General features: G+C 65.4%; 21 protein-coding genes. 5 read left to right on the forward strand and 16 right to left on the reverse strand.

Features of this window, described 5'->3' with window-relative positions; all coding sequences use genetic code 11:
* The 7 genes from ASE11_RS14670 to ASE11_RS25935 all read right to left on the reverse strand — a co-directional run.
* A partial coding sequence (locus tag ASE11_RS14670; protein WP_235501307.1) for a hypothetical protein occupies positions 1-324 on the reverse strand: 324 nt, incomplete at its 3' end.
* A 33-nt stretch (positions 325-357) separates the two neighbouring features.
* A complete protein-coding gene (locus ASE11_RS14675) occupies positions 358-1,578 on the reverse strand; it encodes a formate dehydrogenase subunit gamma (protein WP_056272853.1) in 1,221 nt (406 codons plus the stop codon).
* Positions 1,579-1,591: 13 nt separating this feature from the next.
* Positions 1,592-1,837, reverse strand: coding sequence for a hypothetical protein (locus ASE11_RS14680; RefSeq protein WP_056272858.1), 246 nt, complete (start codon positions 1,835-1,837; stop codon positions 1,592-1,594).
* On the reverse strand, positions 1,834-2,436 hold the full coding sequence (gene fdh3B, locus ASE11_RS14685; RefSeq protein ID WP_056272861.1) for a formate dehydrogenase FDH3 subunit beta: 603 nt from the start codon (positions 2,434-2,436) through the stop codon (positions 1,834-1,836). Before fdh3B ends, ASE11_RS14680 begins: the two co-directional genes overlap by 4 nt.
* A gap of 15 nt (positions 2,437-2,451) precedes the next feature.
* The gene (locus ASE11_RS14690; protein ID WP_056272865.1) at positions 2,452-5,418 is read right to left on the reverse strand and encodes a formate dehydrogenase subunit alpha; all 2,967 of its coding nucleotides are present in this window, start codon (positions 5,416-5,418) and stop codon (positions 2,452-2,454) included.
* A 98-nt stretch (positions 5,419-5,516) separates the two neighbouring features.
* Positions 5,517-5,747: a hypothetical protein gene (locus ASE11_RS14695; RefSeq protein ID WP_056274221.1), complete on the reverse strand. Its 231-nt coding sequence runs from the start codon at positions 5,745-5,747 to the stop codon at positions 5,517-5,519.
* Positions 5,748-5,886: 139 nt separating this feature from the next.
* On the reverse strand, positions 5,887-6,126 hold the full coding sequence (locus ASE11_RS25935) for a hypothetical protein (RefSeq protein ID WP_156406369.1): 240 nt from the start codon (positions 6,124-6,126) through the stop codon (positions 5,887-5,889).
* Positions 6,127-6,225: 99 nt separating this feature from the next.
* Between ASE11_RS25935 and ASE11_RS14700 the strand changes: the two genes are divergently transcribed.
* The 3 genes from ASE11_RS14700 (at position 6,226) to ASE11_RS14710 (ending at position 11,510) form a co-directional block, all read left to right on the forward strand.
* Positions 6,226-7,614: a sigma-54-dependent transcriptional regulator gene (locus ASE11_RS14700; RefSeq protein WP_056272869.1), complete on the forward strand. Its 1,389-nt coding sequence runs from the start codon at positions 6,226-6,228 to the stop codon at positions 7,612-7,614.
* 34 nt (positions 7,615-7,648) lie between these two features.
* Positions 7,649-9,751, forward strand: a complete 2,103-nt coding sequence (locus tag ASE11_RS14705; RefSeq protein ID WP_056274223.1) for a cache domain-containing protein — start codon at positions 7,649-7,651, stop codon at positions 9,749-9,751.
* A gap of 94 nt (positions 9,752-9,845) precedes the next feature.
* Entirely contained in the window at positions 9,846-11,510 is a 1,665-nt protein-coding gene (locus ASE11_RS14710; RefSeq protein WP_162258052.1) for a hypothetical protein, read from the forward strand.
* Positions 11,511-11,517: 7 nt separating this feature from the next.
* Here ASE11_RS14710 and ASE11_RS14715 read toward each other — a convergent pair whose 3' ends face one another.
* The 8 genes from ASE11_RS14715 to ASE11_RS14750 form a co-directional block, all read right to left on the reverse strand.
* Positions 11,518-12,135 carry a molecular chaperone gene (locus tag ASE11_RS14715; RefSeq protein ID WP_056274224.1) on the reverse strand — a complete coding sequence of 206 codons (618 nt, stop codon included), beginning with the start codon at positions 12,133-12,135 and terminating at the stop codon, positions 11,518-11,520.
* Between the two features lie 14 nt (positions 12,136-12,149).
* The gene (locus ASE11_RS14720; protein WP_056272878.1) at positions 12,150-14,216 is read right to left on the reverse strand and encodes a 4Fe-4S binding protein; all 2,067 of its coding nucleotides are present in this window, start codon (positions 14,214-14,216) and stop codon (positions 12,150-12,152) included.
* A complete protein-coding gene (locus ASE11_RS14725; protein ID WP_082585790.1) occupies positions 14,176-14,808 on the reverse strand; it encodes a DUF3306 domain-containing protein in 633 nt (210 codons plus the stop codon). The genes ASE11_RS14720 and ASE11_RS14725 overlap by 41 nt, the downstream gene beginning before the upstream one ends.
* Positions 14,809-14,810: 2 nt before the next feature.
* Entirely contained in the window at positions 14,811-15,431 is a 621-nt protein-coding gene (locus ASE11_RS14730) for a DUF3305 domain-containing protein (RefSeq protein WP_056272885.1), read from the reverse strand.
* A gap of 121 nt (positions 15,432-15,552) precedes the next feature.
* On the reverse strand, positions 15,553-16,845 hold the full coding sequence (boxA, locus tag ASE11_RS14735) for a benzoyl-CoA 2,3-epoxidase subunit BoxA (RefSeq protein WP_056272889.1): 1,293 nt from the start codon (positions 16,843-16,845) through the stop codon (positions 15,553-15,555).
* Positions 16,846-16,989: 144 nt separating this feature from the next.
* Positions 16,990-18,417, reverse strand: coding sequence for a benzoyl-CoA 2,3-epoxidase subunit BoxB (boxB, locus tag ASE11_RS14740; RefSeq protein WP_056272892.1), 1,428 nt, complete (start codon positions 18,415-18,417; stop codon positions 16,990-16,992).
* Positions 18,418-18,455: 38 nt separating this feature from the next.
* Positions 18,456-20,165, reverse strand: a complete 1,710-nt coding sequence (gene boxC / locus ASE11_RS14745) for a 2,3-epoxybenzoyl-CoA dihydrolase (RefSeq protein WP_056272895.1) — start codon at positions 20,163-20,165, stop codon at positions 18,456-18,458.
* 120 nt (positions 20,166-20,285) lie between these two features.
* The gene (locus ASE11_RS14750) at positions 20,286-21,239 is read right to left on the reverse strand and encodes a helix-turn-helix transcriptional regulator (RefSeq protein ID WP_056272900.1); all 954 of its coding nucleotides are present in this window, start codon (positions 21,237-21,239) and stop codon (positions 20,286-20,288) included.
* Positions 21,240-21,415: 176 nt separating this feature from the next.
* Between ASE11_RS14750 and ASE11_RS14755 the strand changes: the two genes are divergently transcribed.
* Complete coding sequence (locus tag ASE11_RS14755; protein WP_056272902.1) at positions 21,416-22,993, forward strand: 3,4-dehydroadipyl-CoA semialdehyde dehydrogenase; 1,578 nt, start codon at positions 21,416-21,418, stop codon at positions 22,991-22,993.
* Between the two features lie 123 nt (positions 22,994-23,116).
* Positions 23,117-24,679 carry a benzoate-CoA ligase family protein gene (locus ASE11_RS14760; RefSeq protein WP_056272908.1) on the forward strand — a complete coding sequence of 521 codons (1,563 nt, stop codon included), beginning with the start codon at positions 23,117-23,119 and terminating at the stop codon, positions 24,677-24,679.
* A gap of 15 nt (positions 24,680-24,694) precedes the next feature.
* Here the strand turns inward: ASE11_RS14760 and ASE11_RS14765 are convergent, their stop codons facing one another.
* A complete protein-coding gene (locus ASE11_RS14765) occupies positions 24,695-25,546 on the reverse strand; it encodes a GNAT family N-acetyltransferase (protein WP_056272913.1) in 852 nt (283 codons plus the stop codon).
* Positions 25,547-25,554: the final 8 nt, after the last annotated feature.

Here is a 25,554-nt window from a genome sequence, read left to right on the forward strand (position 1 = left end):
ATGGGCGCCCGCCGCTTCGGCCGGCTTGGCCACGGCTGCGGCCGCTGCGGCCACGTAGGTGAACGGTCCTGGATCGGCGCAGGCGGGCACTGCCGCCGCTGGCTTCACGGACTTCCCGCTGGCAGCGGCCGTCTTGAAGTAGTTGCTGGCCGCACGGTCCATGGACAGGCACAGCTTGTAGCTGTCGACCTTGGCGGCCCAGGCGGTCTTGGCCTTGGCTTCTTCGGCCTTGGCTTTGGCTTCCTCGGTCAACACGGGTGCGGGCAACTTGGCAAACACGGACGTGGCCAACAGCATCGAGAGGCACAGAAGGCTGCGTTTCATGGGGTTTCCTTGCTTCAGAAAATCGGGATGCGTTCAGGCGGTGCGGGGCGCATCGCTGGCCGCCGTGGCAGCCGTCGTGCGGTGGGCGGGGATCTTGCCGGCCTTGATGTCGTCGTACCAGAGCTCGTGGTGTTCCTTGGCCCAGGTCTCGTCCACATAGCCGGTCTTCATGGCCTTGTAGGCGCCTTGCATGCCGATGGTGCCCATGTAGATGTGTCCCAGGAACATGGCCATCATCAGCACGGTGGCCACCCCGTGGATCATGCTGGCCACCTGCATGTTGGCGCGGGTGTACTCCACGGCCGGCACGATCTTGTCGAGGAACACCCCGGAGCCCACCACGATGAGCCCCAGGAAAAACACGCCACCCCAGAACACGAGCTTTTCACCCGCGTTGAAACGGTGCGAAGGCACTTCTGCGGAGCCGAACAGGCCGCCCGCCTTCATGAGCCAGGCGAAATCTTCCTTGCTGGGCCAGTTGTCCTTGAGGAAGGTGAAGAACACCACCACCAGCGACACCGCAAACAGCGGACCGGCAAAGTTGTGCATGTTCTTGAGCGCGTAGGTCAGCCAGCCAAACAGCGTGCTGCCGATGACGGGCAACAGGAAGAACTTGCCGAACGCCATGACGATGCCCGAGACAGCCAGCACCACGAAGGCGATGGCGTTGACCCAGTGGGCTGCGCGCTCGACGTACGTGAAGCGCTCGATGACGCGACCGGTCTCGCTGCCGTGCAGCTTGATCGAGCCTTTGCCGAAGTAAAACAGCGCAAGCGCCACCAACACGATCAACAACAGCGAGCCCCCGTAAGGCACGATCCAGTTGTTGCGCACCTGGCGCCAGGCTTCACCGGCGTTGGTCAGGCGTGAGCCGGGGTACTGCACGAAACCCTGGATCATGTTTCCGGCTTCCGGGTAGGGCAGGCTCGAATAGCCCGTCACACCTTTGCCGACATCACGCCACATGGGCGCGTTGTTGCCCGGCTGGACCTTGCCACGTTCGGCGTTGGTCTGCTCGCTGTACTTCGGATCGGTGGCCGCATCGGGCGCGATCTCGAAGATGTTGGCGCTGCGGATACCTCCCGGCTGGGCGGCTGCCGGTGCGGCCGCGGCCGGCGGAGCCGGGTCGTCCTGTGCCGTGGCCGGTTTCACGGCTTGAGCGCTGGCCACACCCGCGCTGAGCGCGAGCAAGGCAGCAGCCAGGAAAGCGGGTGATGCGAGCTGGCGCAAGCCAGCGGTCAAAAACCGTTGCATACAGCGTTCCTTGTTACTTGGACATGCGGGTGTAGTCGTTCTGTCCGTACTGAGCGCGTGCCTTGAGCTGCTGCTCCCAACTGGCCTTGTCGCCCACGCTCCAGCCACCCTGGGCGTACTGGCTCTTGCCCACGCCGGTGTAGGGGGCGCCGTCCTGCTTGACGCCTGCGCCGTTCATTTCCTGCGGCTGGTCGCCGCAGGCCGCCAAGCCCAATGTCAGGGCTGCCGCTGCGATGGTGAGGGTGAAACGCTGGATCATGATTTGGTCCCTTGTGCGGTGCCGTAGGCGGTGCCCCAGCCCCAGACTTCGGCGCCCTTGCCACGCTGCAACACGCGGTTGCGGAAGATGTCGGCCACCACGTCGCCGTCACCGGCGAGCAGCGCCTTGGTCGAGCACATCTCGGCGCAGGCCGGCAGCTTGCCTTCGGCCAGGCGGTTGCGTCCGTACTTCTCGAACTCATCCTGGCTGCCATGGGCCTCGGGGCCGCCGGCACAGAAGGTGCACTTGTCCATCTTGCCGCGCACACCAAACGTGCCCTGCGAGGGGAACTGCGGCGCGCCGAACGGGCAGGCGTAGGAGCAGTAGCCGCAACCGATGCACACGTCCTTGTCGTGCAGCACCACGCCTTCGTCGGTGCGGTAGAAGCAGTTCACAGGACACACGGCCATGCAAGGTGCGTCGCTGCAGTGCATGCAGGCGACCGAGATGGACTTCTCGCCGGGCACGCCGTCGTTGAGCGTCACCACGCGGCGGCGGTTCACGCCCCAAGGCACCTCGTGCTCGTTCTTGCAGGCGGTCACGCAACCGTTGCATTCGATGCAGCGCTCTGCATCACAGATGAATTTCATTCTTGCCATGGTGTGCTCCTGGTCTTAGGCTTTTTCGACGTTGCAGATGGTGGTCTTGGTTTCCTGCATCATCGTGACGATGTCGTAGCCATACGTGGTCGCAGTGTTGACGGCCTCGCCGCGCACCACAGGGAAGGCACCATCCGGGTAGTAAGGCTTCATGTCCACGCCCTGCCAGCGGCCGGAGAAGTGAAACGGCAGGAACACGGTGTCTGGTCCCACGCGTGGTGTCACCAGCGCCTGCACATTGAGACGCGCACCGGTGGGGCTGCTCACCCACACGCGCTCGCCGTTGCGGATGCCGCGTGCCGCTGCCGTTTCCGGATTGATCTCGACGAACATCTCTTGCTGCAGCTCGGCCAGCCAGGGGTTGGAGCGGGTTTCCTCGCCGCCACCCTCGTACTCGACCAGGCGTCCCGACGTCATGATGAGCGGGAATTTCTCGTGCATCTTGTCTTCGATGTTCTTGGCCTGCAGCGACTTGTAGAGCACCGGCATGCGCCAGCGCGTCTTCTGGTCATCGTGGCTGGGGTACTTGGCCACGAGGTCGGGACGGATGCCGTAGATCGGCTCACGGTGCTGAGGGATTGCATCGGGAAAATTCCACACCACGGCACGCGCCTTTGCGTTGCCCCAAGGGTGGCAACCGTGTGCCATCGAGACCCGCTGAATGCCACCAGATAGGTCGGTCTTCCAGTTCTTGCCCTCGGCAGCCTTCTGCTCGGCATCGGTAAGGTCGCCCCACCAACCCAACTTCTTGAGCAGGATGTGGTCGAACTCGGGGAAGCCGGTGGTGATCTCGGCATTCAACGAATGCGATCCGTCTTCGGCCAGCAGGTTCTTGCCTTCACGCTCCACGCCGAAGTTCGCGCGGAAGTTTCCGCCGCCCTCCATCATGGACTTGGAGGTGTCGTACAGGTTGGGCGAACCGGGGTGCTTGATCTCAGGCGTGCCGTAGCAAGGCCAAGGCAGACCGAAGTAGTCACCGGTCATGTCATAGCCGGTCTCCTTGTCAATGACCTTGCCCTTGACCTTGAGCGTCTTCACATCGAAGGCGTTCATGTTGCGCATGTGGGCCTTGAGGCGTTCCGGGCTCTGGCCGGTGTAGCCGATGGTCCAGCACGAGCGGTTGACCTCGCGCAGGATCTCTTCGGGCATTGGTTCGTCCAGGCCCTTGATCTTCTGCATCTTGTAGTTCTTGCTGAGCTCGTTGGCGAAGCCCAACTTCTCGGCGAACTGGTGCATGATCATGTGGTCGCTGCGGCTCTCCCACAGCGGATCAATCACCTTTTCACGCCATTGCAGCGAACGGTTGGACGCCGTGACGGACCCACTGGTTTCGAACTGGGTGGCCGCAGGCAACAGGTACACCGCGCGGTTCGGGTTGAGGTCTTCGGGCTTGCCGGGCATGGCCGCCATGGACGCCGTGGCCGACGGATAGGGGTCCACCACAACAAGCAGGTCCAGCTTGTCCATCGCGCGCTTCATTTCCACACCGCGGGTTTGCGAGTTGGGCGCGTGACCCCAATAGAACACGCCGCGCAGATTCGGGCCCTGGTCGATCAGCTCGTTGTTTTCCAGCACGCCATCGATCCAGCGCGAGACCGTGATGCCGGGCTTCTCCATCATGCCTTCGGCGTACTGCTTCTTGATCCATTCGTAGTCCACACCCCACACGGTGGCGAAGTGCTTCCACGAGCCGGCGGCCAGACCGTAGTAGCCTGGCAGCGAATCGGGGTTGGGGCCGATGTCGGTCGCGCCCTGCACGTTGTCGTGGCCGCGGAAGATGTTCGCACCGCCGCCGCTCTTGCCGACGTTGCCCAGCGCCAGTTGCACGATGCACGATGCGCGCACCATCGCATTGCCGATGGAGTGCTGGGTTTGCCCCATGCACCAGACCAGTGTGGACGGGCGGTTCTTGGCCATCATCTCGGCGACCTTGAACATCTGCGCTTCGCCGACGCCACAGGCTTCTTCCACCTTGTCCGGTGTCCACTTGGCCATCACGTCGGCCTTCACCGCGTCCATGCCGTAGACGCGGTCGTTGATGTACTGCTTGTCTTCCCAGCCGTTCTTGAAGATGTGATACAGCAGGCCGAAGAGGAAGGGGATGTCGGTGCCGGAGCGGATGCGCACGTATTCGTCGGCCTTGGCGGCCGTGCGTGTGAAGCGCGGGTCGACCACGATCATCTTGCAGCCGTTTTCCTTGGCGTGCAGCATGTGCAGCATCGACACGGGGTGGGCTTCGGCGGCGTTGGAGCCGATGTACAACGCGCACTTGCTGTTCTGCATGTCGTTGTACGAGTTGGTCATGGCGCCGTAGCCCCAGGTGTTCGCAACACCGGCCACCGTGGTGGAGTGGCAGATGCGGGCCTGGTGGTCGCAGTTGTTGGTGCCCCAGAAGCTCACGAACTTGCGCAGCAGATAAGACTGCTCGTTGTTGTGCTTGGACGAACCGATGAAGTAGACCGAGTCGGGGCCGCTGGCCTCGCGCAACTCTTTCATTTTCGCGGTGATCTCGTCCAGGGCCACGTCCCAGCTGATGCGCTCGTACTTGCCGTTGACCAGCTTCATGGGGTAGCGCAGGCGGTATTCGCCGTGGCCATGCTCGCGCAAGGCGGCACCTTTGGCGCAGTGGGCACCCAGGTTGATGGGGGAATCGAACACCGGCTCCTGTCGCACCCAGACACCGTTCTCGACGATCGCGTCGGTCGCACAGCCCACCGAACAGTGGGTGCAGACGGTGCGCTTGACTTCGATCTTGCCGGTGCCGTCGATCGACTTGCCCTCAGCCGCCCTGGCTTTCTTCACCAGCACGAGTTGAGACGCGGCCAGACCCACGCCCACGCCCATGCCGGAGCGGCGCAGAAACGCGCGTCGGTCCATGGTGGGCAGAGCCGTCGACAGGCCGCGCTGCAGGTTGTGGACAAAGGTGGAATGCACGCGAGCAGCGTGTCCACCCGTGGAGGATGATTTTTTGGTCAGCAGCATGGTTTTGCCTCCTGGGAAGCCGCCGGGGCAGCGGCTTGCGCCCCTGTCCGGGGCATCGAACGAACGAGAACGTGGGGATTCAAGGAACAGCCGTCCGCTCAGATGCGGGTGGTCTGGTAATACTGTTTGACGTGATCGCTGAGGCTGTAGCCGCCACCTTTGGTGGGTGCGGGTTTGGCCTTGATCGCGGCGGTCTCTTCGACCGGTGCGCGTGGGATCAAGGCTGCAGCAGCGGCGAGCGCGCCAACCGTGGAGGCTCCGGCAAACAGGGTGCGCCGGTTCAGGCCGGAACGTTCTTCACCTGTGGTCGGGTGGGAGGGCTTGGTCATGCAGATCTCCAGGTTGAAATGGACCGCCAACCAACGTGCGGGCCTTTTGCATACGTGGAATCTAACCCCACCGTGTATGGGTTGCAAGGTGGTTCATACGTAGCCAATCGTGTTTCGATCCCGGCGGCCCGGTCGCTCTTCATGCGGCATTGCAGCATCGCCGCTTGCTGCGCTTTTGATAGCCAGAAGCGTGCCATAAGCCAAAGGTTTCGGTACCGATGCGGTGGAGCCAGGCGGCCATGCCGCGCCACACCTTGAGCACACTCACGATCCGGTCGTCGAGCAGGTCGACGCCCTCGGGAATACCCGCATGCGAATGTCGACGTCCCACAGCGCATGCGGTCAAGTTGTCACACAGCAGCGCGACAACTTGTCGCACATGAAGCACATGCCCCGCTGATGCAGCACCCCGCACCACCGTGGGGTTTGCGCCAATACCCCACTGATTTCGTAGGCTACGTCCGTAGAATCCCGACGGGTGGAAACATCACTTTCGCCCTCCGGGCCCGACAAATCCTTGGAGGGCTGGCCCGACTGGTCGATCCTGATCGTCGACGACGAGCAAGGCATGCTCAACTTCCTCGTCAAGACGCTGGCACCGCGCTGCCATTTCGTGATGAGCGCGGGCAGTGCCGAAGACGGCGCGCAGTGGTTGCGCGGCCACCATGTCGACCTGATCATTCTGGACATCTCGCTGCCCGGCAAAAGCGGCGTGGTCTGGCTCAAGGAGTTGCGCGAACACGGCTTCACCGGCGAGGTGATCCTGATCACCGCCTTCGCCGACCTGGACACCGCCATCGAGGCGCTGCGCGCCGGCGCTTCCGATTTCATCCTCAAACCGTTTCGCGTGCCGCAGATCCTCAATGCGGTGAAGCACTGCTACGAGCGCTCGCGCCTGCGCCGCGAAAACTTCGTGCTGCGCCGCGCCGTCTCGCAGCCTCCCGGGCGCGGCACCGCCCTGGTGGGCCAATCGCTGGACATGCAGACCCTGCGAACCGCCATGGCCCGTGTGGCGCCGGTCAACAGCACGGTGCTGCTGCAAGGCGAGTCGGGCACCGGCAAGGAACTGGTGGCGCGAGAGCTGCACGCGCAGAGCAGTCGCGCCAGCGGACCGTTCGTGCCGGTCAATTGCGCGGCGGTGTCGCCCGAGCTGATCGAGAGCGAACTCTTCGGCCACGCCAAGGGCGCGTTCACCGGCGCCACCCGCGCGCGCGACGGCCTCTTTCACTACGCGCAGGGCGGCACGCTGTTTCTCGACGAGATCGCCGAACTGCCGTTGCCGATCCAGGCCACGCTGTTGCGCGCCATCGAAGACCTCAAGATCCGCCCCGTGGGCAGCGAGCAACTGGTGCCGGTCAACCTGCGCATCATCGCAGCGACCAACCGCCAGCTCAGCGCCGAAGTGGAAGCCGGCCGCTTCCGCAAGGACCTGTTCTTCCGCCTGCAGGTGGTCGACCTGAACCTGGCGCCGCTGCGCGCGCACAAACAGGACATCCCCGAGCTGGTGGCGCACTTCATGGCTCAGCTCGCGCCCTCGCTCGGCGTGGAGCCTTTGACGATCAGCGCCCAGGAGATGGACTTTCTGGCTCAGTACGACTGGCCGGGCAACGTGCGCGAGCTGCGCAACCTGATCGAGCGTTCGCTGATCCTGGGCACGCTCAACGTCTCGGCCCTGTACCCGGGCGTCAACCAGACGCAGGGCAGCGCCACGGCTGCGGCCAAGCCAACCGACCTGCACGCGATGGAGAAGCTGCACATCCTCACGGTGCTCGACTCGGTGCAGGGCGACAAGACGCGCGCGGCTCAACTGCTCGGTGTATCGCGACGCACGCTGGAGCGCCGCGTGGCCGAATGGAACAGCTTGTGAAAACACCCCCGCCGCGCTGCGCGTGGCCACCAGCATGACCCTCTGGCGCACGCCGCGCTGGCTGGCGGGCTCGGTCCGCAACAAGCTGCTGGCCATGGCCTTGCTGCCGCTGCTGGTGGCGTTCCCGATGCTGGTGATCGCCCTGGCCCTGTGGGGCAACGTGGCCTACGACCGGCTCCTGATCACCAAAGTGCGCAGCGACCTCGCGGTGGCGCACGGCTACTTCGAGCAGGTGCTCGGTGAGGTCGGCTCGGGCACCCTGGGTGTGGCGGGTTCGCAGTCGCTGTACGCAGCGTTGCGCCAGGCGCCCACGGACAAGTACGGCCTGAGCGAACAGCTCGCGTTGGCGCGCGAACGGCTCGGTCTCGATTTCCTGCTGCTCTACGACGCGAAGGGCAAGCCACTGGCACGCGCTGTGCCCACGGGCCTCAGCAGCGCTGACGCCACCGCGCCGATTCCGCCCATGCCCGCCGGGCTCGCTGCGTCGCTGCTGCCCGGTCGAACGAACACGCAGGCCCGGCTGCTGCTGCTGGAGCCTGAGGCACTCGACGCGCTCGCACCCCACCTGTCGCCGCGACTGCGCATTCCGCTGGTGGCCACGCGCAACGCCGCACCCGACACGCGCGAGGTCGAGCGCCGCGCCATGGTGATGCTGTCCACTCACCCAGTGCTGGATGCCAGAGGCCAGACCATCGCGGTGCTCGCCGGCGGCCTGCTGCTGAACCAGAACCTCGATTTCATCGACCACATCAACCGCATCGTCTACCCCGAAGGCGCCCTGCCTTTCGGCAGCCAGGGCACGGCCACACTGTTCATGGACGACGTGCGCATCACCACCAACGTGCGCCTGTTCCAGGACCAGCGCGCCATCGGCACCCGGGTGTCGCAGGCGGTGCGCGACGCGGTGCTGGGCCGTGGCAACACCTGGCTGGACCGCGCCTTCGTCGTCAACGACTGGTATGTGTCCGCCTATGAGCCACTGCAGGATGCCACCGGAGCACGCATCGGCATGCTCTACGTGGGCTTCACCGAAGCCCCCTTTCGACTGGTGCGCTACGCGATGCTGGCGGTGATGGGCTTGATCTTTCTCGGCGTGATGGCGCTCTCGGCCTGGTTCTCGCTGCGCTGGGCGCGCAGCATCTTCCAGCCGGTGCAGCGCATGAACCGCACCATGCAGCTGGTGGAAGAAGGTCAGTCAAAGGCGCGTGTGGGTGATATCTCGGCTCGCGACGAACTCGGTGCACTCGCCGGTCATCTGGACGAACTGCTGGACGTCATCGACGACAAGACTGCGGCGCTGCGGCGCTGGGGCGAGGAGCTCGACCACAAGGTGGCCGAGCGCACGCGCGAGCTGGAGATGAGCAACGAGTCGCTTCAGATGGCGCAGCAACAACTCGTCAAAAGCGAAAAGCTCGCGGCCATCGGCCAGCTCACCGCCAGCATCGCCCACGAGATCAACAACCCGATTGCGGTGATGCAGGGCAACCTCGACCTGATGCGCGAGACCCTGGGCACGCACGCGCAGCCGGTGCGTGGCGAACTGCAGTTGCTCGACGAGCAGGTCGAACGCATGCGCCTGATCGTCACCCAACTGCTGCAATACGCGCGACCCACCGAATACGCTGGTTACGTGGAGTCGCTTGACCTCAACCGCACGGTCAACGACTGCCTGGTGCTGGTGGGACATCTGATGTCGCAGACCCAGATCGAGGTCCAGCGTGACCTGCTGTGCACACGGCGCGTGGGCAGCAACCGCCAGGAACTGCAGCAGGTCATCATCAACCTGCTGATCAACGCGATCCAGGCCATGCCGCAGGGCGGCGTGCTGCGGCTGGAAACGCGCGACCGCGACGAGGGCGCCGAGTTGCGCGTGATCGACAGCGGTGCCGGTCTCAGCGAGGCCACGCAAGAGCGTCTGTTCCGCCCGTTCTTCACCACCAAGAACGACGGCAACGGCCTGGGCCTGTGGATCAGCCAGGGGCTCGTGGAGCGCTACGGCGGCCACATAGCGGCCGCCAACCGCGACGACGGCACGTCCGGTGCGATCTTCAGCGTGCGGCTTTTCACCGAGCCGCAGGCGCCCGCCGCGCAATCCACTCGCGATGGGCGCCCAGGGTCGCGAGAGACTGGGCTCTGAACAGCAGGCTCGAAATACCATATTCGCGGTATAGGTTGAACGTGTGATCTGCGTTTTCATCGGGGCTGTTTTTTTTACTCCCCGGGGAATGCACGTGAACACCAGATTTCGCCAATGGATCGCCATCTTCACCGTCCTGCTGTCGGCTTGCGGCGGAGGAGATGGCGACGTCAACACCGACAACGTGGGTGGCGACGGCAACAACGGTTTTGGACCGTTGGCCACACTCGACATCACCGTGCCGGGCATCAAGACGCTGCTGCTGTCCTGGCCCGACGCCACGGGAGAAACCGGCTATCGGGTTTTCGAACAACTTGAGGGCTCCCTTGCTGCGGTGGAGGTAGCCAGCCTTCCAGCCAACACAACACAACACGCGCTGAGCGTGCTCCTGCCCGAACGCCTGAATGCGCGCTACAGCATTCAGGCCTGCAACGCCGCTGGGTGCGTCGCCTACTCCTCGGTCACCACCGTCACCACCGCCGCTCTCAACCAGGCCACCGGCTATTTCAAGACAACCGCGAACGCCTTCCTGGGGGACAGCGTGGTCTTGTCGGCCGACGGCAGCACCCTGGCCATGGGCGTGCCCAACGACAAGAGCGTGGCTGGCGACCCCAACGATGTCTCTGCGCCTGCCAGCGGCGCGGTGCTTGTATTCACCAAAGGCCCGGCAGGCTGGGTGCTGCAGCAGTTCATCAAGGCCGCGGTGCCCACAGTAAACGCCAGGTTCGGTTCGTCACTGGCCATCTCGGCCGATGGCATCCGCATGGTCATTGCCTCTGGTCTCCCGCGCAAGGTTCATGTGTTCGAGCGCGTGGGCAGCCACTGGGCCCAGGAAGAGGTGCTGCCGGACCCTCAGCCTCTGCTCCTGCTCGCCTTCGGCTCCCCGCTGGCGCTGGCGGGCGACGGCAACACACTGGCGGTGCGGGCCTCCGGTTCGGCGGGTCAGTTCAACGTCGTGTACGTGTACACACGAAGCCCCCTGGGGTGGCAGGACCCACCCGCAGCATTGGTGTCCGATCAGGACCACGACCGCTACGGGGATGCGCTGGCGCTGTCCACCTCGGGAGACACCCTGCTCGTCGGCGCACCCTTTTCCACAGCAGATGCGCCGCCGGATGCACCGGGCGTGGTGCATGTTTTCACCCGCACGGCGGGGGTGTGGAGCCATCAGACCCGCCTGACAGCATCCAACGCGGGCATCGGCGATGGCTTCGGGACCAGCGTGGCTCTCTCGGGCGACGGCCTCACCGCCGCCGTCGGCGCCAAATTTGAAGACAGCCCCGCTCTGGACATTGATGGGGATCAGGGCAATGGGCGACTCAACAGCGGCGCCGCCTATGTTTTTGTCTTCAACGCTGGAGCATGGACGCAACAGGCCTACATCAAGGCGTTCAATGCCAGTGAGTTCGACGAATTCGGTCATGCGCTGAGCCTGTCGGCCGACGGCAACACGTTGGCCGTGGGTTCTCCGGATGAAGACGGATCGAGGCAAGGGTTGGGGGTGGATCAGGACGACACCAGCATCAGAGCGGGAGCGGTCTACCTCTTCCGCCGCGATGGAACGGCATGGCGCGCAACACGCTACATCAAGGCGCCCAATGCCGAAGATGGAGACGCATTCGGCACCAGCCTTGCGCTATCGGGCGACGGTCAGACTCTGGCGGTCCTGGCGGAGGGCGAAGACAGTACGGCCACCGGCATCGGTGGCGATCAGTCCGACAACACGACCAGTGGCAGCGGAGCGGTCTACCTGTACTGACCCTGTATCAGACCAGCATGTCGAAACCCTGCGCCTCAACACCGACGAAGGCGTTGGTGAAGGCCGCCAGGGTGGCGTAGAACTTCGCTTTCGGATGGGCAACGATGGCCTCGCACATGGCCGGAACCCACGGCTGCACATGGGCGACGAAGAACTTCTGCTGTTGCGTGAGGTTGGCCACCTCGACGTCTTCGCCGGCGATCAGGTAGCGCATCACTTCGCAGACGTAGGCCACGTGGTCTTCGGTCTCGGGCATGGTGTCGTCGCGGCCGAGACCGAGCACAGCCAGATCGCTGCGCAGCGCAGCCAGCGGCTTTTCGTTCAGGAATCCGCTGAGGTAGTGCGAGCCAAAGACGTAAACCTCGGGCTTGCCCACGCCGCCGAAGAGCGCGTTGTATTCGGCCACTGCGCCCGCGTCGTCCAGCTCGCGCGCGGCGGCCACCACGTCGCGCCAGGGTTCTTCCAGAAAACCACCGGCGGCGGGCGCTTCGGTCACGGCCACGCGCAGTTGGGCCATGAGCTCGGGCGAGGGCGGCGCGTAGTACAGCGCGGCCAGCAGACCATAGACCTCGGCGCGGGCGGTTTCTTCGTCCAGGGTGGACGTGATCGGAATGGCGTTGTTCATGGCTTCGTCGGAATTCACAAATCGGTGATGCGGGTCTCGCCCGGATTGGAGTACAGGTCCACCACGCGGCAGTCGCCGCACATCTTCAGGCGTTCCAGCGCTTCGCCCTGAAACATGGAATGGCCCGAGAGCTTGCCGAGCATGACCTCGATGCCCTTGAGGGTGCCGAAGGGTTTGGCGCAGCGGATGCAGTGGTAGGGCTGGGCTTCGTTGAGCACACGCAACTGCTTGCGCTGTTCGCCGAGCAACAGGCGCGGCTGCAGGGTGATGGCGTCTTCCGGGCAGGTGCTGGCGCACAGGCCGCACTGCACGCAGTTCTTCTCGATGAAGCGCAGTTGCGGGCGTTCGGTGTTGTCCTGCAAGGCACTGGCCGGGCAGGCGCTCACGCAGCTCAGGCACAGCGTGCAGGTGTCCTTGTTGACCGCGATCGTGCCCAGCAGCGAGGCGCCGGGCAGCGCGATGGCTTCCATCGCCGGGCGCTGGGCGGCGCTGTCCTGCAGCAGGTGGTCGATGGCCAGCTCGACGGTGGCGCGCTTCTCCGCCTGAATGGCAAAGGTGGCACGGCGCTTGACGGTCTGCGCCGGGGCTTGCACGAGTGCGGCGTCCAGGGCCTGGATGTCGTTGACCTCGATCAGGCGGAAGTGGTGTCCGCTGTAACCCAGGCCGAGCACCAAGGCCTGGGCCACCGCCATCTGCTCGCGCACCGCCTCGCGGTACTGCGGCGCTTCTTCGCCGGTCATGAGCACCCAGACCTGCGAGGCACCGTAGGCAAAGGCCGAGAGCCACACGTCCAGGCCGATGGACGCCGTGTGCCACAGCGGCATCGGAATCACGCGCGCGGGCACGCCGCGAAAGGCCTTGTCCATCGATGCCACGCGGCCCAGTTCGTTGACGAGCGCCGTACCAGCTTCCTGACTGTGCAACAACAGCACAGCGTTCTGTCCGCCGGCCTTGGCGTAGGTGGCCAGCAGGGTGCGCAGCTTCACGCCCTGCTCGCTCGCACGCGGGTAGGCGTACGACAGTGCGCCGGTCGGGCACACGGTGGTGCAGGCGCCGCAGCCCACGCAGAGGTTGGGGTTGACGACGATCTGGTTGCGCTTGAGGTCGCTGCTGATGGCCAGCGCCGAGCAGATCTCGACGCAGGCGTTGCAGCCCACGGTTTCGTTGCGGCCGTGCGCGCAGAGCTTCTGTTTGTAGGTGAAGAACTTGGGCTTCTCGAACTCACCCACGAGTTCGCGCAGCTTGAGCGCGGTGGCCATGCCGGCGGCGTTGTCGATACCGCTGCCCAGATGAAAGTAACCCTGTGGGTGGGCATGCTGCTTGAATGCTGGTTCGGCCCGGAGGTCGAGCACCACGTCGAACTTCTCACTGTGGTCTTGTGCGTCGCGCTGGAAGTTGATCGCGCCCACCGCTTCGCAGGCCTTCACGCAGGCGCGGTGGTTGTTGCACTTGTCGAGGTCGATCTGGTAGTCCAGACCGATGGCGCCTTCCGGGCAGACGGCCACGCAGGCGTTGCAGCGCGTGCAGAGGTCCAGGTCGATCGGGTTGCTGGTGGTCCAGTCCACCGTGAACGCGCCGAGCCAGCCGCGCACTTCCCCGATGTCGCCAGCGATCACGGGGTAGCGGCGGGTCTGCATGCCCCTGCCACCGGTGGACATGAGGCTGACTTCCAGCGTGTCGGACACCAGATCGGCCACGCGCTCGGCATCTTGCAGCGCACCGATGATCAGCAGGCGGCCCGCGCTCTTGTAGGTGACGGTGGGCACCGGCTCGGCATCGGGCAGGCGGGCGGCGGCCAGCAGGGCGGCCATCTTGGGCGTGGCGTCTTTGGCTTCACGGCTCCAGCCGCCGGTTTCGCGGATGTTGACGAACTTGATCGGCCGCACGTCGAGCGACACCGCGCCCTCGGTCTGTTCGGAGAGTTCGGTGAAGAGGCGGCTCTCCTGGGTGCAGGCAACCACCAAATCGTCGTTGCTGCGCACGGCGCGCTGGAACGCGGGGGCGTCGCGGCGGCACAGCGTGGTGTGAACGGTCAGGTCTTCATCCAGGGCCTCGCCCAGAACCCGGGGGTTCAGGGGCATGGTCTGGTTGCAATTGCAGATCAGCGTGGTCATCGTGGGGGTCCGGTGTCTCGGGGACGGGGGGATCGTTGTGGTCGTCTGGCAAGGCCTCGCCAGCTTCGGGTGCGGCGTCAGTGGTCTCGGTTGGGGGCGCTGCGGCCGCGGCGGCGGCTGGTTTCTCTTCGTTCGGATCGTCCACCAGTTTCAGGAACTGCGCACCCACCATCTTGGCCATGTCCGCAGCCGAGAGCGGGCTCGGCTGGGAGTAGTCGTCGATGTAGATGTCCAGCCCGTCCATGATGTTGTAGCGCGGGTCGGTGAAGAGTTTCTTCACCGCCGCATTGCGCACGTCGGGTGACACGCTGCGGGCCACGAAGGCCGAATAATCGGATTCAGGCGTGAGGCGGGCCACGTCATCGAGCGTGAGCGCGGGGGGCGCTTCGGGCGGCTGCTCGGTCGATGGAATGACGGGCGCGGGCGCCGCAACGGCTGCGGGCAGCACGACTGCAGCGGCCGGGACCGGTGGCTCGGCCGACAGCGGTTCGCCGGTGCGCACCTGCACCTTGCGGCGCGACCAGCGCGAAAAGAAATTGTTGTCGTCGTCCGTGGCCATGGTCACTGTCCCGCAGGTCCACCACCGCCGCGCCGCTTTTCAGTCGTCACGCGCACGGGCTGGCCAAAACGGTCGGTCAAGGGTTTGAAGCTCTCGGGGCGCTGGCGGCGCTTGGGCTCGGGCTGGTAGGTGACGTCCACGAAGCCGCGCAACCAGTCCACCACCTCGGGCGCCGCGGGCACCTGGTCCACGCGCTCCTGTGCGTCGAGCCAGCGACCGGCATCGTGGTAGCTCAGCGTGACGATCTGCGGCACAGCCATGGGCTCACCGTCGAGCAGGCGCTCTTCATCGGCACGCCAGAACACCCAGAAGCAGGGATTCGGACTGTTGAGGTTGAGGAAATAGCCTTCGGCGTCGTCGCGAAACAGCATCACGCGAAAACGGGGGAACAACCAGTGGGTGGTGGTGCCGTCATCTGCGGGGGCATCGACGGGTTCGACCGCCTGCGGCTCGTGGTCGTGCTCCACACCTTCGGGCCCGGTTTCGTCCGGGCTGCCGCGCAACAACACGTCGCCCAACACCCAGCGAAACGGCTGCCAGCGGCTCATGGGGCCACTCACAGGCTCACGCCGCATCACCACGTCCACCTCGATGGCGGGCCGGCTGGGGGCGGAGGGCGACATATGTTCAGTCTTCATAGGAAGACCGCAATGTAAGCCATCCCACCGGGGCTGGCGCGACACCGCGCGCTTCCCCCCGCCCCGGGCTGCAGATTGCGCGGGCAAACCCTGAGGCCAAAGGACCTCAGTATGTTTCCAGGTGAAGACGACCTTCGCGTTTGAGGGCTGTACCGAGGTCGTCCCAACTGAGTCCGGCGCCTTGGGCCACATCGCGCAAGGCCAGCACCACGCCCTCTTCCATGCTCTTCAAGCCACACACATAGAAGAAGGTGTTGGGGTCTCGCAGCAACGCGGCCAGGTCGGCCGCGCGCTCGCGCATGGCGTCCTGCACATAGCGCTTGGGTGCGCCTGGCGTGCGGCTGAACGCGAAGTTGGTGTCGATGAAGTCCTTGGGCAGGTTCTGCAGCGGGCCGAAGTACGGCAGTTCCTCCTGCGAGCGCGCGCCGAAGAACAGCATGAGCTTGCCGCCCTCGAACTTGCCCGAACCCCGCAGGCGGCGGCGCCACTCGGTCATGGCGCGCATCGGGGCGCTGCCGGTGCCGGTGCAGATCATCACGATGTTCGAGCGCGGGTGGTTGGGCATGAGGAAGCTGGTGCCGAACGGGCCGATCACCTCCACCGTGTCACCCACCTGGAGGTCGCACATGAAATTGCTGGCCACACCGCGCACCGGTTGACCCTGGTGGTCTTCCAGCACGCGCTTGATGGTGAGCGACAGGTTGTTGTGACCCACGCGCTCGCCGTTGCGCGGACTGGCAATGCTGTACTGGCGCGCATGGTGCGGCTTGCCTTTGGCGTCCACACCGGGCGGGATCACACCGATGCTCTGCCCCTCGAGCACCGGGAAGGGCATGGCACCGAAGTCGAGCACCAGGTGGTGCGTGTCGTAGTCGCTGCCAGCCGTCTTGCCCACTTCGGTGACACGCAGGTTGCCCACCACGGTGGCGGTCACGGTTTTCTGCGCGGCCTTGGGGCCGTACAGGTTGGTGTAGGCGTGTGCAGCGGACCAGGGCGGCAGCGTGGCGCCGTAGCTGCTGGCCACGAAGGCCTGTTCACCGGGGATCGGGCTGGCGGGGGCCTGGACGGGCTCGGCCCGAACGGTGCTGCCTTCGACGGCCGTCAGGCCCTCCAGCTCTTCAGGCGGCAACTCGGGCGGGAGCTCGTCCCAGGTGAGCTGCTCTTCGGGTGTGTAGGCGCGCACCAGGGGCATGGTGCGCCAGTTGTCGATGGAGCCGGTGGGGCATGGCGAGATGCAGTCCATGCACAGGTTGCACTTCGAGGCATCGACCACGTAGTTGCGCGAATCGTGCGTGATCGCCTGCACCGGGCAGATCGCTTCGCAGGTGTTGCAGCGGATGCAGATCTCGGGATCGATCAGGTGCTGCTTGATGACAGCGAGTTCGGCTGGGGCGTTCATGGCAAGTCTCCGAAATATCAAGAGACAGTGTAGGAGCGAGGGGACATTCAACCAAGGTCGCCGCGGAACTGGCTTTGCCAGGCCGCAGGCGACGCCCCCTTGAGGGGGTGACGCGCCGCAGGCGCGGCGCGGGGGTGGACCGGGTCAAGCGAAGCGAATGTATTCGAAGTCCACCGGCTGGCGGTTGACACCCATGACCGGTGGCGCGATCCAGTTGGCAAACTTGCCAGGATCGACCACACGGCCCATCAGGCTGGCCACGAAGGCGCGGTCCGACTCGCTGGGCAGCCAGTTGTCGCGGTTGGCGGCCCATTCCGACTCGGAGATCACGCGGCCGTCAGGTGCGACCTTCACGCCCTTGAGCAAGCCGATGTTGCGGTGGAATGCCTTGTGCGGCACGGTCAGGCGCACGGGGATGCCGGCCTTCTCGATCACCTTGTTCCAGCGCTCCACGCCACCCACGCTGTCCTTGATGTAGTCGTCGCGCAGCACTTCGTTGAGTGCGTTGAGCATCGGCACTTCTTTCTCCACCAGCTGGCCGTTCTGCACGTTGAGCACGCGGTAGGTCTGGCCCTTGAGCACGTGGTCGTCCATGCGCTTGCCTTCTTCGTAGCGCCCTTTGAGGCCGGTGGAATAGAAGGTGGCGGCGTTGCTCGACTCGTCGGCGCCGAACAGGTCGATGGTCACCGAGAAGTGGAAGTTCAGGTAGCGCTGGAGGGTCGGCAGATCGATCACGCCGGCGGCGCGCAGCTTGGCCGGGTCGTCGGTCTTCAACTCGTTCATCACCTGGCAGGTGCGGTTGATCACGCGGCTCACACCGGACTCACCCACGAACATGTGGTGCGCCTCTTCGGTCAGCATGAACTTGGTGGTGCGGGCCAGCGGGTCGAAACTGCTTTCGGCCAGCGCACACAGCTGGAACTTGCCGTCGCGGTCGGTGAAGTAGGTGAACATGAAGAAGCTCAGCCAGTCGGGTGTTTCTTCGTTGAAGGCTTCCAGGATGCGGGGGTTGTCGGCGTTGCCGCTGTTGCGCTCCAGCAGGGCTTCGCCCTCTTCGCGGCCGTCCTTGCCGAAGTACTTGTGCAGCAAATACACCATGGCCCAGAGGTGGCGGCCTTCTTCCACGTTCACCTGGAACAGGTTGCGCAGGTCGTATTGGCTGGGGGCGGTCAGGCCCAGGTGGCGCTGCTGCTCCACCGATGCGGGCTCGGTGTCGCCTTGGGTCACGATGATGCGGCGCAGGTTGGCGCGGTATTCGCCAGGCACGTCCTGCCAGGCGGCTTCGCCCTTGTGGTCACCGAAGTGGATCTTGCGGTCCTGCTCGGCCGGGTTCAGAAAAATGCCCCAGCGGTAGTCGGGCATCTTCACGTGACCGAACTGCGCCCAGCCCTGCGGGTCCACGCTGACCGCGGTGCGAAGGTAGACATCGAAGTTCTGCGAGCCGTCCGGGCCCATGTCGTCCCACCACTTCAGGTAGTTCGGCTGCCACTGCTCCAGCGCGCGCTGCAGCGTGCGGTCTTCGCTCAGGTTGACGTTGTTGGGAATTTTGTCGCTGTAGTCGATCGTGCTCATGTTGTGCTTCCTCGGGTTCGGTGTCGGAGATGAATCAATCAGACGCGGTTGAAATCGAAGGCGGCCTTGTCGCCTTTGCCATAGACCTTGAGCGCACCCTTTTCGCCAACAGCGTTGGGGCGGATGAATATCCAGTTCTGCCAGGCAGTGAGCCGGCCGAAGATGCGGGTGGCCATGTTTTCCTTCTGCGCGAAACGCAGGTTGGCTTCCAGACCGGTGAGCGCGTCGGGCGACATGGAGGCGCGCTCCTCAAGCGCCATGCGCACCTCGTCGTCCCAGTCGATGTCGTCCGGAGCGGCGGTGACCAGGCCGAGTGCGAACGCGGCATCGGCGTCCAGCGCCTGGCCGATGGCGCCACGCGCGGCTTCCATCGGTGCCGCCTCTTCGTAGAAGCGGCGCTGCAGGCGCGACTGGTCATTGACCATGGGCAGATAGCCGAAGTTGAACTCGTCGAGCTGCAGCTTGGGCGCCTTGTCGGCGTCGTCGGGCAGGGCCAGCATGTAGGCGCGGTCGGCGCAGAAGGCCAGCTCGGCAAAGCAGCCAACGAAGCACGAGCCGGACTCGATGAGGGCGAACAGGCTGCGCGAGGACACGTCGAGCCGGGCGAAGGTGCGGCGCATCAGGCCCAGCGTCTCGCGCACCAGCCAATGGTCCTTGTGCGCCAGCATCAGCGCGTCGCTGGCCAGCACGGCGGCGGCATCGCCCTCGGTCTTGAGCAGCCATGTGCCGATGTCGAGTTCGTTCGTGCGCAGGCAGAGGATGGCGTCGTCGAGTTCACGCGCCATCTGCAGCGGCCACCAGGCGGCGCCCGCGGCTTCGATGCCGGCGATGTCCTTGGGCTGGGCGCCGGTGGGTGCCTTCAGGGTGATGGTGGCGCTGCGCCTGGTGCGGTCGATGGCCACGTTCACGAACGCATAGCCAATGCCATCCGCGCTGTCGTTGCGCTCAATGCGCGGCAGGGCCACGCCTTTGCCGGCGGCCGGGCGGTCGCTGCTCAAAGCCAGCGCGTCGGCGCGCTCCTTCACGTGAGCGGCGAACTGCTGGGGTTTGGCGATCGAGTCCACCAGGCGCCAGTCGACCGCCTTCTTGCCGCGCACACCTTCGCTGGTGGTGCAGAAGATGTCGGCCAAGTCGTGGCGCACGTGGCGCTTGTCGGTCACGCGGGTCAGGCCGCCGGTGCCGGGCAAGACGCCGAGCAAAGGCACTTCGGGCAGCGACACGGCGGACGATCGGTCGTCGACCAGCACGATCTCGTCGCACGCCAGCGCCAGCTCGTACCCGCCACCGGCACAGGCGCCGTTGAGCGCGGCCACAAACTTGAGGCCGCTGTGTTTGGAAGAGTCTTCGATGCCGTTGCGCGTCTCGTTGGTGAACTTGCAGAAGTTCACCTTCCAGGCGTGGCTGGAGACACCGAGCATGAAGATGTTGGCGCCGGAGCAGAACACGCGGTCCTTGGCGCTGGTGACCACCACGGTGCGCACCTCGGGGTGCTCGAAACGCACGCGGTTCAGCGCGTCGTGCAGCTCGATGTCCACACCGAGGTCGTAGCTGTTGAGCTTGAGCTTGTAGCCGGGACGGATGCCGGCGTCTTCGTTGATGTCGATCGACAGCGTGGCCACTGCGCCGTCGAACGCCAGCTTCCAGTGGCGGTATTGGCCCGGCTCGGTGCGGTAATCGACCGTGGTGGGCGCGGTGCTGGTGGCGGGGGCGGCTGCAACGGGCGCGGTGGCGATGGCGGTGTCACTCATGGGTTTGTCTCCTCGGGGCTGCGGGGCTGAATAGGGGCCCCGACAAACCGGCATTCAACTGCCAGCGGGAGCCCAATGACGTGAATAATAATTCACAAAGCCAAATCGGTCAATGCACTTTTATGCATGTTTTGTAACCAAACCCAACAGTTCAGTGACCTGGGTCTTCAGCGCCCCGAAAGCCTCGCCCAGGCTGTAGGCGCTGGTGTTGAAGCTCATGTCGGCTTTGGAGTAGAAGGCCGAGCGCCCAGCCAGGATGCGCTTCAGATCTTCCATGGCCTCGCGACTGGCCGCCATGGGGCGCATGTCGCCCTGCGCGGCCACGCGGCCCATGTGGTCGGCCGGGTCGGCCTGCAACCACACGGTGGTGCAGTGGGAAAGCAGCAGGTTGAAGTTGGCCGCGTCCGACACCAGACCCCCGGGTGTGGCGATGACCACCTCGGGGTAGATCTGGATCGCCTCTTCCAACGCGCGGCGTTCGTAGCGGCGGTAGGCGGGCGTGCCGTAGAGCGAATGGATCTCGTGGATGCTGCAACCGGCGAATTTCTCGATCTCGCGGCTGAGTTCGATGAAGGCAAAACCGAGATCGTCGGCCAGGCGCTGGCCCAGCGTGGACTTGCCAGCGCCGCGCAGGCCGATCAGGGCGATGCGCGAGCTGCGCCCCGGGTCGCCGCCGGGCACGGCGCCACCCCCCAGCAGGCCGCCGATGGCCACGCGCACGCGCCGCAGATCGGCCTCGCCACGGCCTTCGAGCAGCTCGCGGATCAGCAACCACTCGGGTGAGCTTGTGCTCACATCCCCGAGCAATTCGGCCAGCGAGCAATGCAGCGCCTGCGCCACCTGCAGCAGCACCAGGATGGAGGCGTTGCCGGTGCCGTATTCGAGGTTGGCCAGGTGCCGCTCGGACACGTCGGCCGCCACCGCCACGGCCTTGCGCGTCATGCCGCGGCGCGAGCGCAGGGTGCGCACGCGCTCGCCCAACGCCACCAGAAAGGGGTTTCTCGCCTCCTCGTCCACGGGAGCGGGGTCCACAGGCCGGGCGGTGGCCATCAGGCCGGAATCGGCTGCATCCATGGGGTGCCTGAACTTTCAAACAGATTCATCGGGTATGGGAAAAACCGGCAAGGGGGCTTGCAAAGCCGCGCGACATGCACTTTAATGCACGTCTGGACGCACGCAAGATAGTGCATTTATAGCGCCATTCTCCATCCGCGAACAGCCCAAGCCGCTCGCCCACCCCTATCCACACCATGACCACCACCTCCCTGCTCCCCAACCACCTCGGCGGCCAATGGGTGACCGGCACCGGCGCGGGCACGCCGCTGTTCGATCCGGTGCTCGGCACCGAACTGGCCCGCGTGAGCACCACCGGGCTCGATCTCGCTTCGGGCTTTGCCTTTGCCCGCGAACAGGGCGGCGCTGCCTTGCGCGCCCTGAGCTACGGCCAGCGCGCCGGCCTGCTCGGCGCCATCGCCCGGGTGCTGCAGGCCAACCGCGATGCTTATTACGAGATCGCCACCGCCAACTGCGGCACCACCACCAAGGACTCGGCGGTCGACATCGACGGCGGCATCTTCACGCTGGGCTACTACGCCAAGCAGGGCGAGGCTTTGGGCGATGCGCACGCGCTGCTGGATGGCGAACGCATCCGCATGGGCAAGGACCCGGTGTTCCAGACCCAGCACATGCTCACCCCCACACGCGGTGTGGCGCTGTTCATCAACGCGTTCAACTTCCCGAGCTGGGGCCTGTGGGAAAAAGCCGCGCCCGCCCTGCTCTCGGGCGTGCCGGTGATCGTGAAACCCGCCACCGCCACCGCCTGGCTCACGCAGCGCATGGTCAAGGACGTGATCGACGCCGGCATCCTGCCGCCGGGCGCGCTCTCGGTGGTCTGCGGTTCGTCCGCCGGCCTGATGGACCAGCTGCAGCCTTTCGACGTGGTCTCGTTCACGGGCTCGGCGGAGACCGCGCGCATCATCCGCAGCCACCCGGCCGTGGCCGAACGATCGGTGCGCTGCAACATCGAGGCCGACAGCCTCAACAGTGCGCTGCTCGACCCGGCTGCAACAGTCGACAGCGAGGCCTTCAACCTGCTGGTGAGCGAGGTGGTGCGCGAGATGACGGTGAAGGCGGGCCAGAAGTGCACCGCGATCCGCCGTGTGTTCGTGCCGCGCGCGCTGTTTGATGCAGCCGCGCAGGCGATCGGCGCCAAGCTCACCAAGACCAGCGTGGGCAACCCGCGCAATGAATCGGTGCGCATGGGCGCGCTGGTGAGCCAGGAACAAAAGGCCAGCGTGCTCGAAGGCATTGCAAAACTGCGCACCGAAGCCGAGCTGCTGTTCGACGGCAGCGGCGCCGCCCTGGTGGACGCCGACGCCTCGGTGGCCGCCTGCGTTGCGCCCACTTTGCTGGGCTCGCGCGAACCCGCGAAGGCCAAACTGCTGCACGAGGTGGAAGTGTTCGGCCCGGTGGCTACGCTCATGGCCTACGACAGCGAGGCGCAGGCCTATGAACTCATCCGTCGCGGTGAGGGATCGCTGGTCTGCTCGGTCTACAGCGCCGACCCGGCCTTCATCGCCCGCGCCGCGCTCGAACTCGGCTCGGCCCACGGCCGCGTGCATGCGATCTCGCCTGACGTGGCGGCCAGCCAGAGTGGACACGGCAACGTGATGCCGATGTCGCTGCACGGTGGCCCGGGCCGCGCCGGTGGCGGTGAAGAACTCGGCGGCCTGCGCGCGCTGGGCTTCTACCACCGCCGCAGTGCGGTGCAGGCCAGCAGCGCCGCGCTGGACGTGCTGGCGGCATCCGCCATTGCTCTGAAACTCTGAACAACCGCATACATCCCCTCGCCCTGAGCCTGTCGAAGGGCATCCAGACCCTGTTTGCGCGGGGCTTCGACAGGCTCAACCCGAACGGATAAATTCCCACGAACAATGCAGGAGACAAGCCCCATGACCCCCACCGTCGCGGCGCCGCCCGAGCGCTTCAACTTCGCTAACCACCTGCTCGCGCTCAACACCGGCCGCGCCAGCAAAAATGCCCTCACCGACGACCAGGGCACGCTGACCTACGGCGAACTTGCCGACCAGGTGCGGCGTTTTGCCGGCGCGCTGAGCGCACTCGGCTTGCGCCGCGAAGAGCGCGTGCTGCTGCTCATGCACGACTGCAGCGACTGGGTGGTGGCCTTTCTGGGCGCGCTGCACGCTGGCGTGGTGCCGGTGGCGGTGAACACGCTGCTGACTGCGCAGGACTATGGCTACATGCTGAGCAACAGCCGCGCGCAGGCCGCCATCGTCTCGGCGGCGCTGCTGCCCACGCTGCAAACCGCGCTGGCCTCGCAGCCCACCGAGGTGAAGCACCTGATCGTCTCGCGCGCCAGCGCGGCCCTGCCGGCAGGCGCGCACGACTTCACCTCACTGGTCGCAAGCAGCGCACCCGCCGAAGCGGCCGACACGCACGGCGACGAGCCTGCGTTCTGGCTCTACTCCAGCGGATCCACTGGCGCGCCCAAGGGCACGGTGCACACCCAGGCCAACCTGTACTGGACCGCCGAGCTGTACGGCAAGGCCGTGCTCGGTCTGCGCGAGGACGACGTGGTGTTCTCCGCCGCCAAACTGTTCTTCGCCTACGGCCTGGGCAACGCACTGAGCTTCCCGCTGAGCGTGGGCGCCAGCGTGGTGCTGATGGCCGAACGGCCGACGCCACAGGCCTGCTTCAAGCGCTTCACTGAATTGAAGCCCACGGTGTTCTACGGTGCCCCCACCGGCTATGGCGGCATGCTCGCCAGCCCCGACCTGCCGAAAAAGAGTGAGGTCGCACTGCGCCTGTGTTCCTCGGCCGGCGAAGCGCTGCCGCAAGACATCGGCCAGCGCTGGACGAATCACTTCGGCGTGGAAATCATTGATGGCATTGGATCCACCGAGATGCTGCACGTGTTCCTCTCCAACCGCCCCGGCGACGTGCGCTACGGCACCACCGGCAAACCGGTGCCAGGCTACGAAATCGAACTGCGCGGCGAAGACGGCACGCCCGTGCCCGACGGCGAGATCGGCGACCTCTACATCAAAGGTCCGAGCGCTGCACTGATGTACTGGAACAACCGCGCCAAGTGCCGCGACACCTTTCAGGGCGGCTGGACCAAGGCCGGCGACAAGTACACGCGCGACCCCGAGGGCTACTGCACCTACGCCGGACGCAACGACGACATGCTGAAAGTCAGCGGCATCTATGTGAGCCCGTTCGAGGTGGAGGCCACGCTGGTGCAGCACCCCGCGGTGCTCGAAGCCGCCGTGATCGGCAAAACAGACGCCGACGGTCTGACCAAGACCAAGGCGTTCGTGGTGCTCAAGAGCGGTGTACACGCCACCGAAGCCGAGCTGCAGGCCTTCGTGAAGGAGAGGTTGGCGCCCTACAAGTACCCACGCTTCATCGAATTCCTGCCCGAGCTGCCAAAGACCGCCACCGGCAAGATTCAGCGCTTTCGGCTGCGCGAACGCGAGACACCCAACGCCTGATGTCAGGCGCCTGAATCAGCCGACCTCCAGCGTCGTCAGCCCGTACAGGCGCGAGAGCGCCAGTTGCGGCGCGTGGCCGCGGTACATGCGTGCAGTGGGAAACGTGGCCTCCATGCCCTGGGTCAGGGCCAGCCGGGTGGCCTGCAAGTTGCACTCCGGCACGTCCATGAACACCGGCTGGTCCCTGCGTGCCCGCGCGCACAGCGCTTCGAACAAGGCCTCGGCAATAGCCGGCGAGTCGGCGCACAGGGGGGCAAGCTTGTAGCCTTCCTTGCAGGCCCGCAGGACGCCATAGCCCCTCAAATCGCCGTCTTCCCACCACCCCAGTGCATGGCTCTGCGGCATCTGGATCCAGGCCTGCAGAAACACTGGGCGGGCAACGGGTTGAAAGGCCTGGTCGTAGGCGGCCAGCCGCGCAAACGGCAGCGACGACAGCGACACCACCCGACGGTCCTGTGCAACCGACTCGCGGCCCCAGCCTCTGTATCGCACGTTGTACCAGGCCAGTTCGAAACCACAGCGGCGGTAGTTGTCCTGCTGGGCCGGCACGCCATCCAGGCCAACGACGCAGCCCTTGACATGGCCCAGCGCCGCGTTCCAGAGGGCCAGACCCAATCCATGGCGTCGCAGTGTCGGCTCAACCATGTAGAAGCCGATGAATCCGTGACTGTCGCCATAGCGCACGCAGGCGATCGAGGCCACGGGCCGTTCACCGAGCCAGCCCATGAAAAAGCCGTCGGGATCGATGCCGTGCAAGGGCTCCAGATCGTGCAGTCCGGGGTTCCAGCCTTCTCGTGCAGCCCAGCTGAGGGTGGTGGACAGGTGGCCGCGGGTCATGCGGCGAATCTCGTAAGAAGCAAATGACAAGGTGTGCT

Source organism: Hydrogenophaga sp. Root209 (genome assembly GCF_001428625.1).
Classification (GTDB): Bacteria; Pseudomonadota; Gammaproteobacteria; order Burkholderiales; family Burkholderiaceae_C; genus Hydrogenophaga.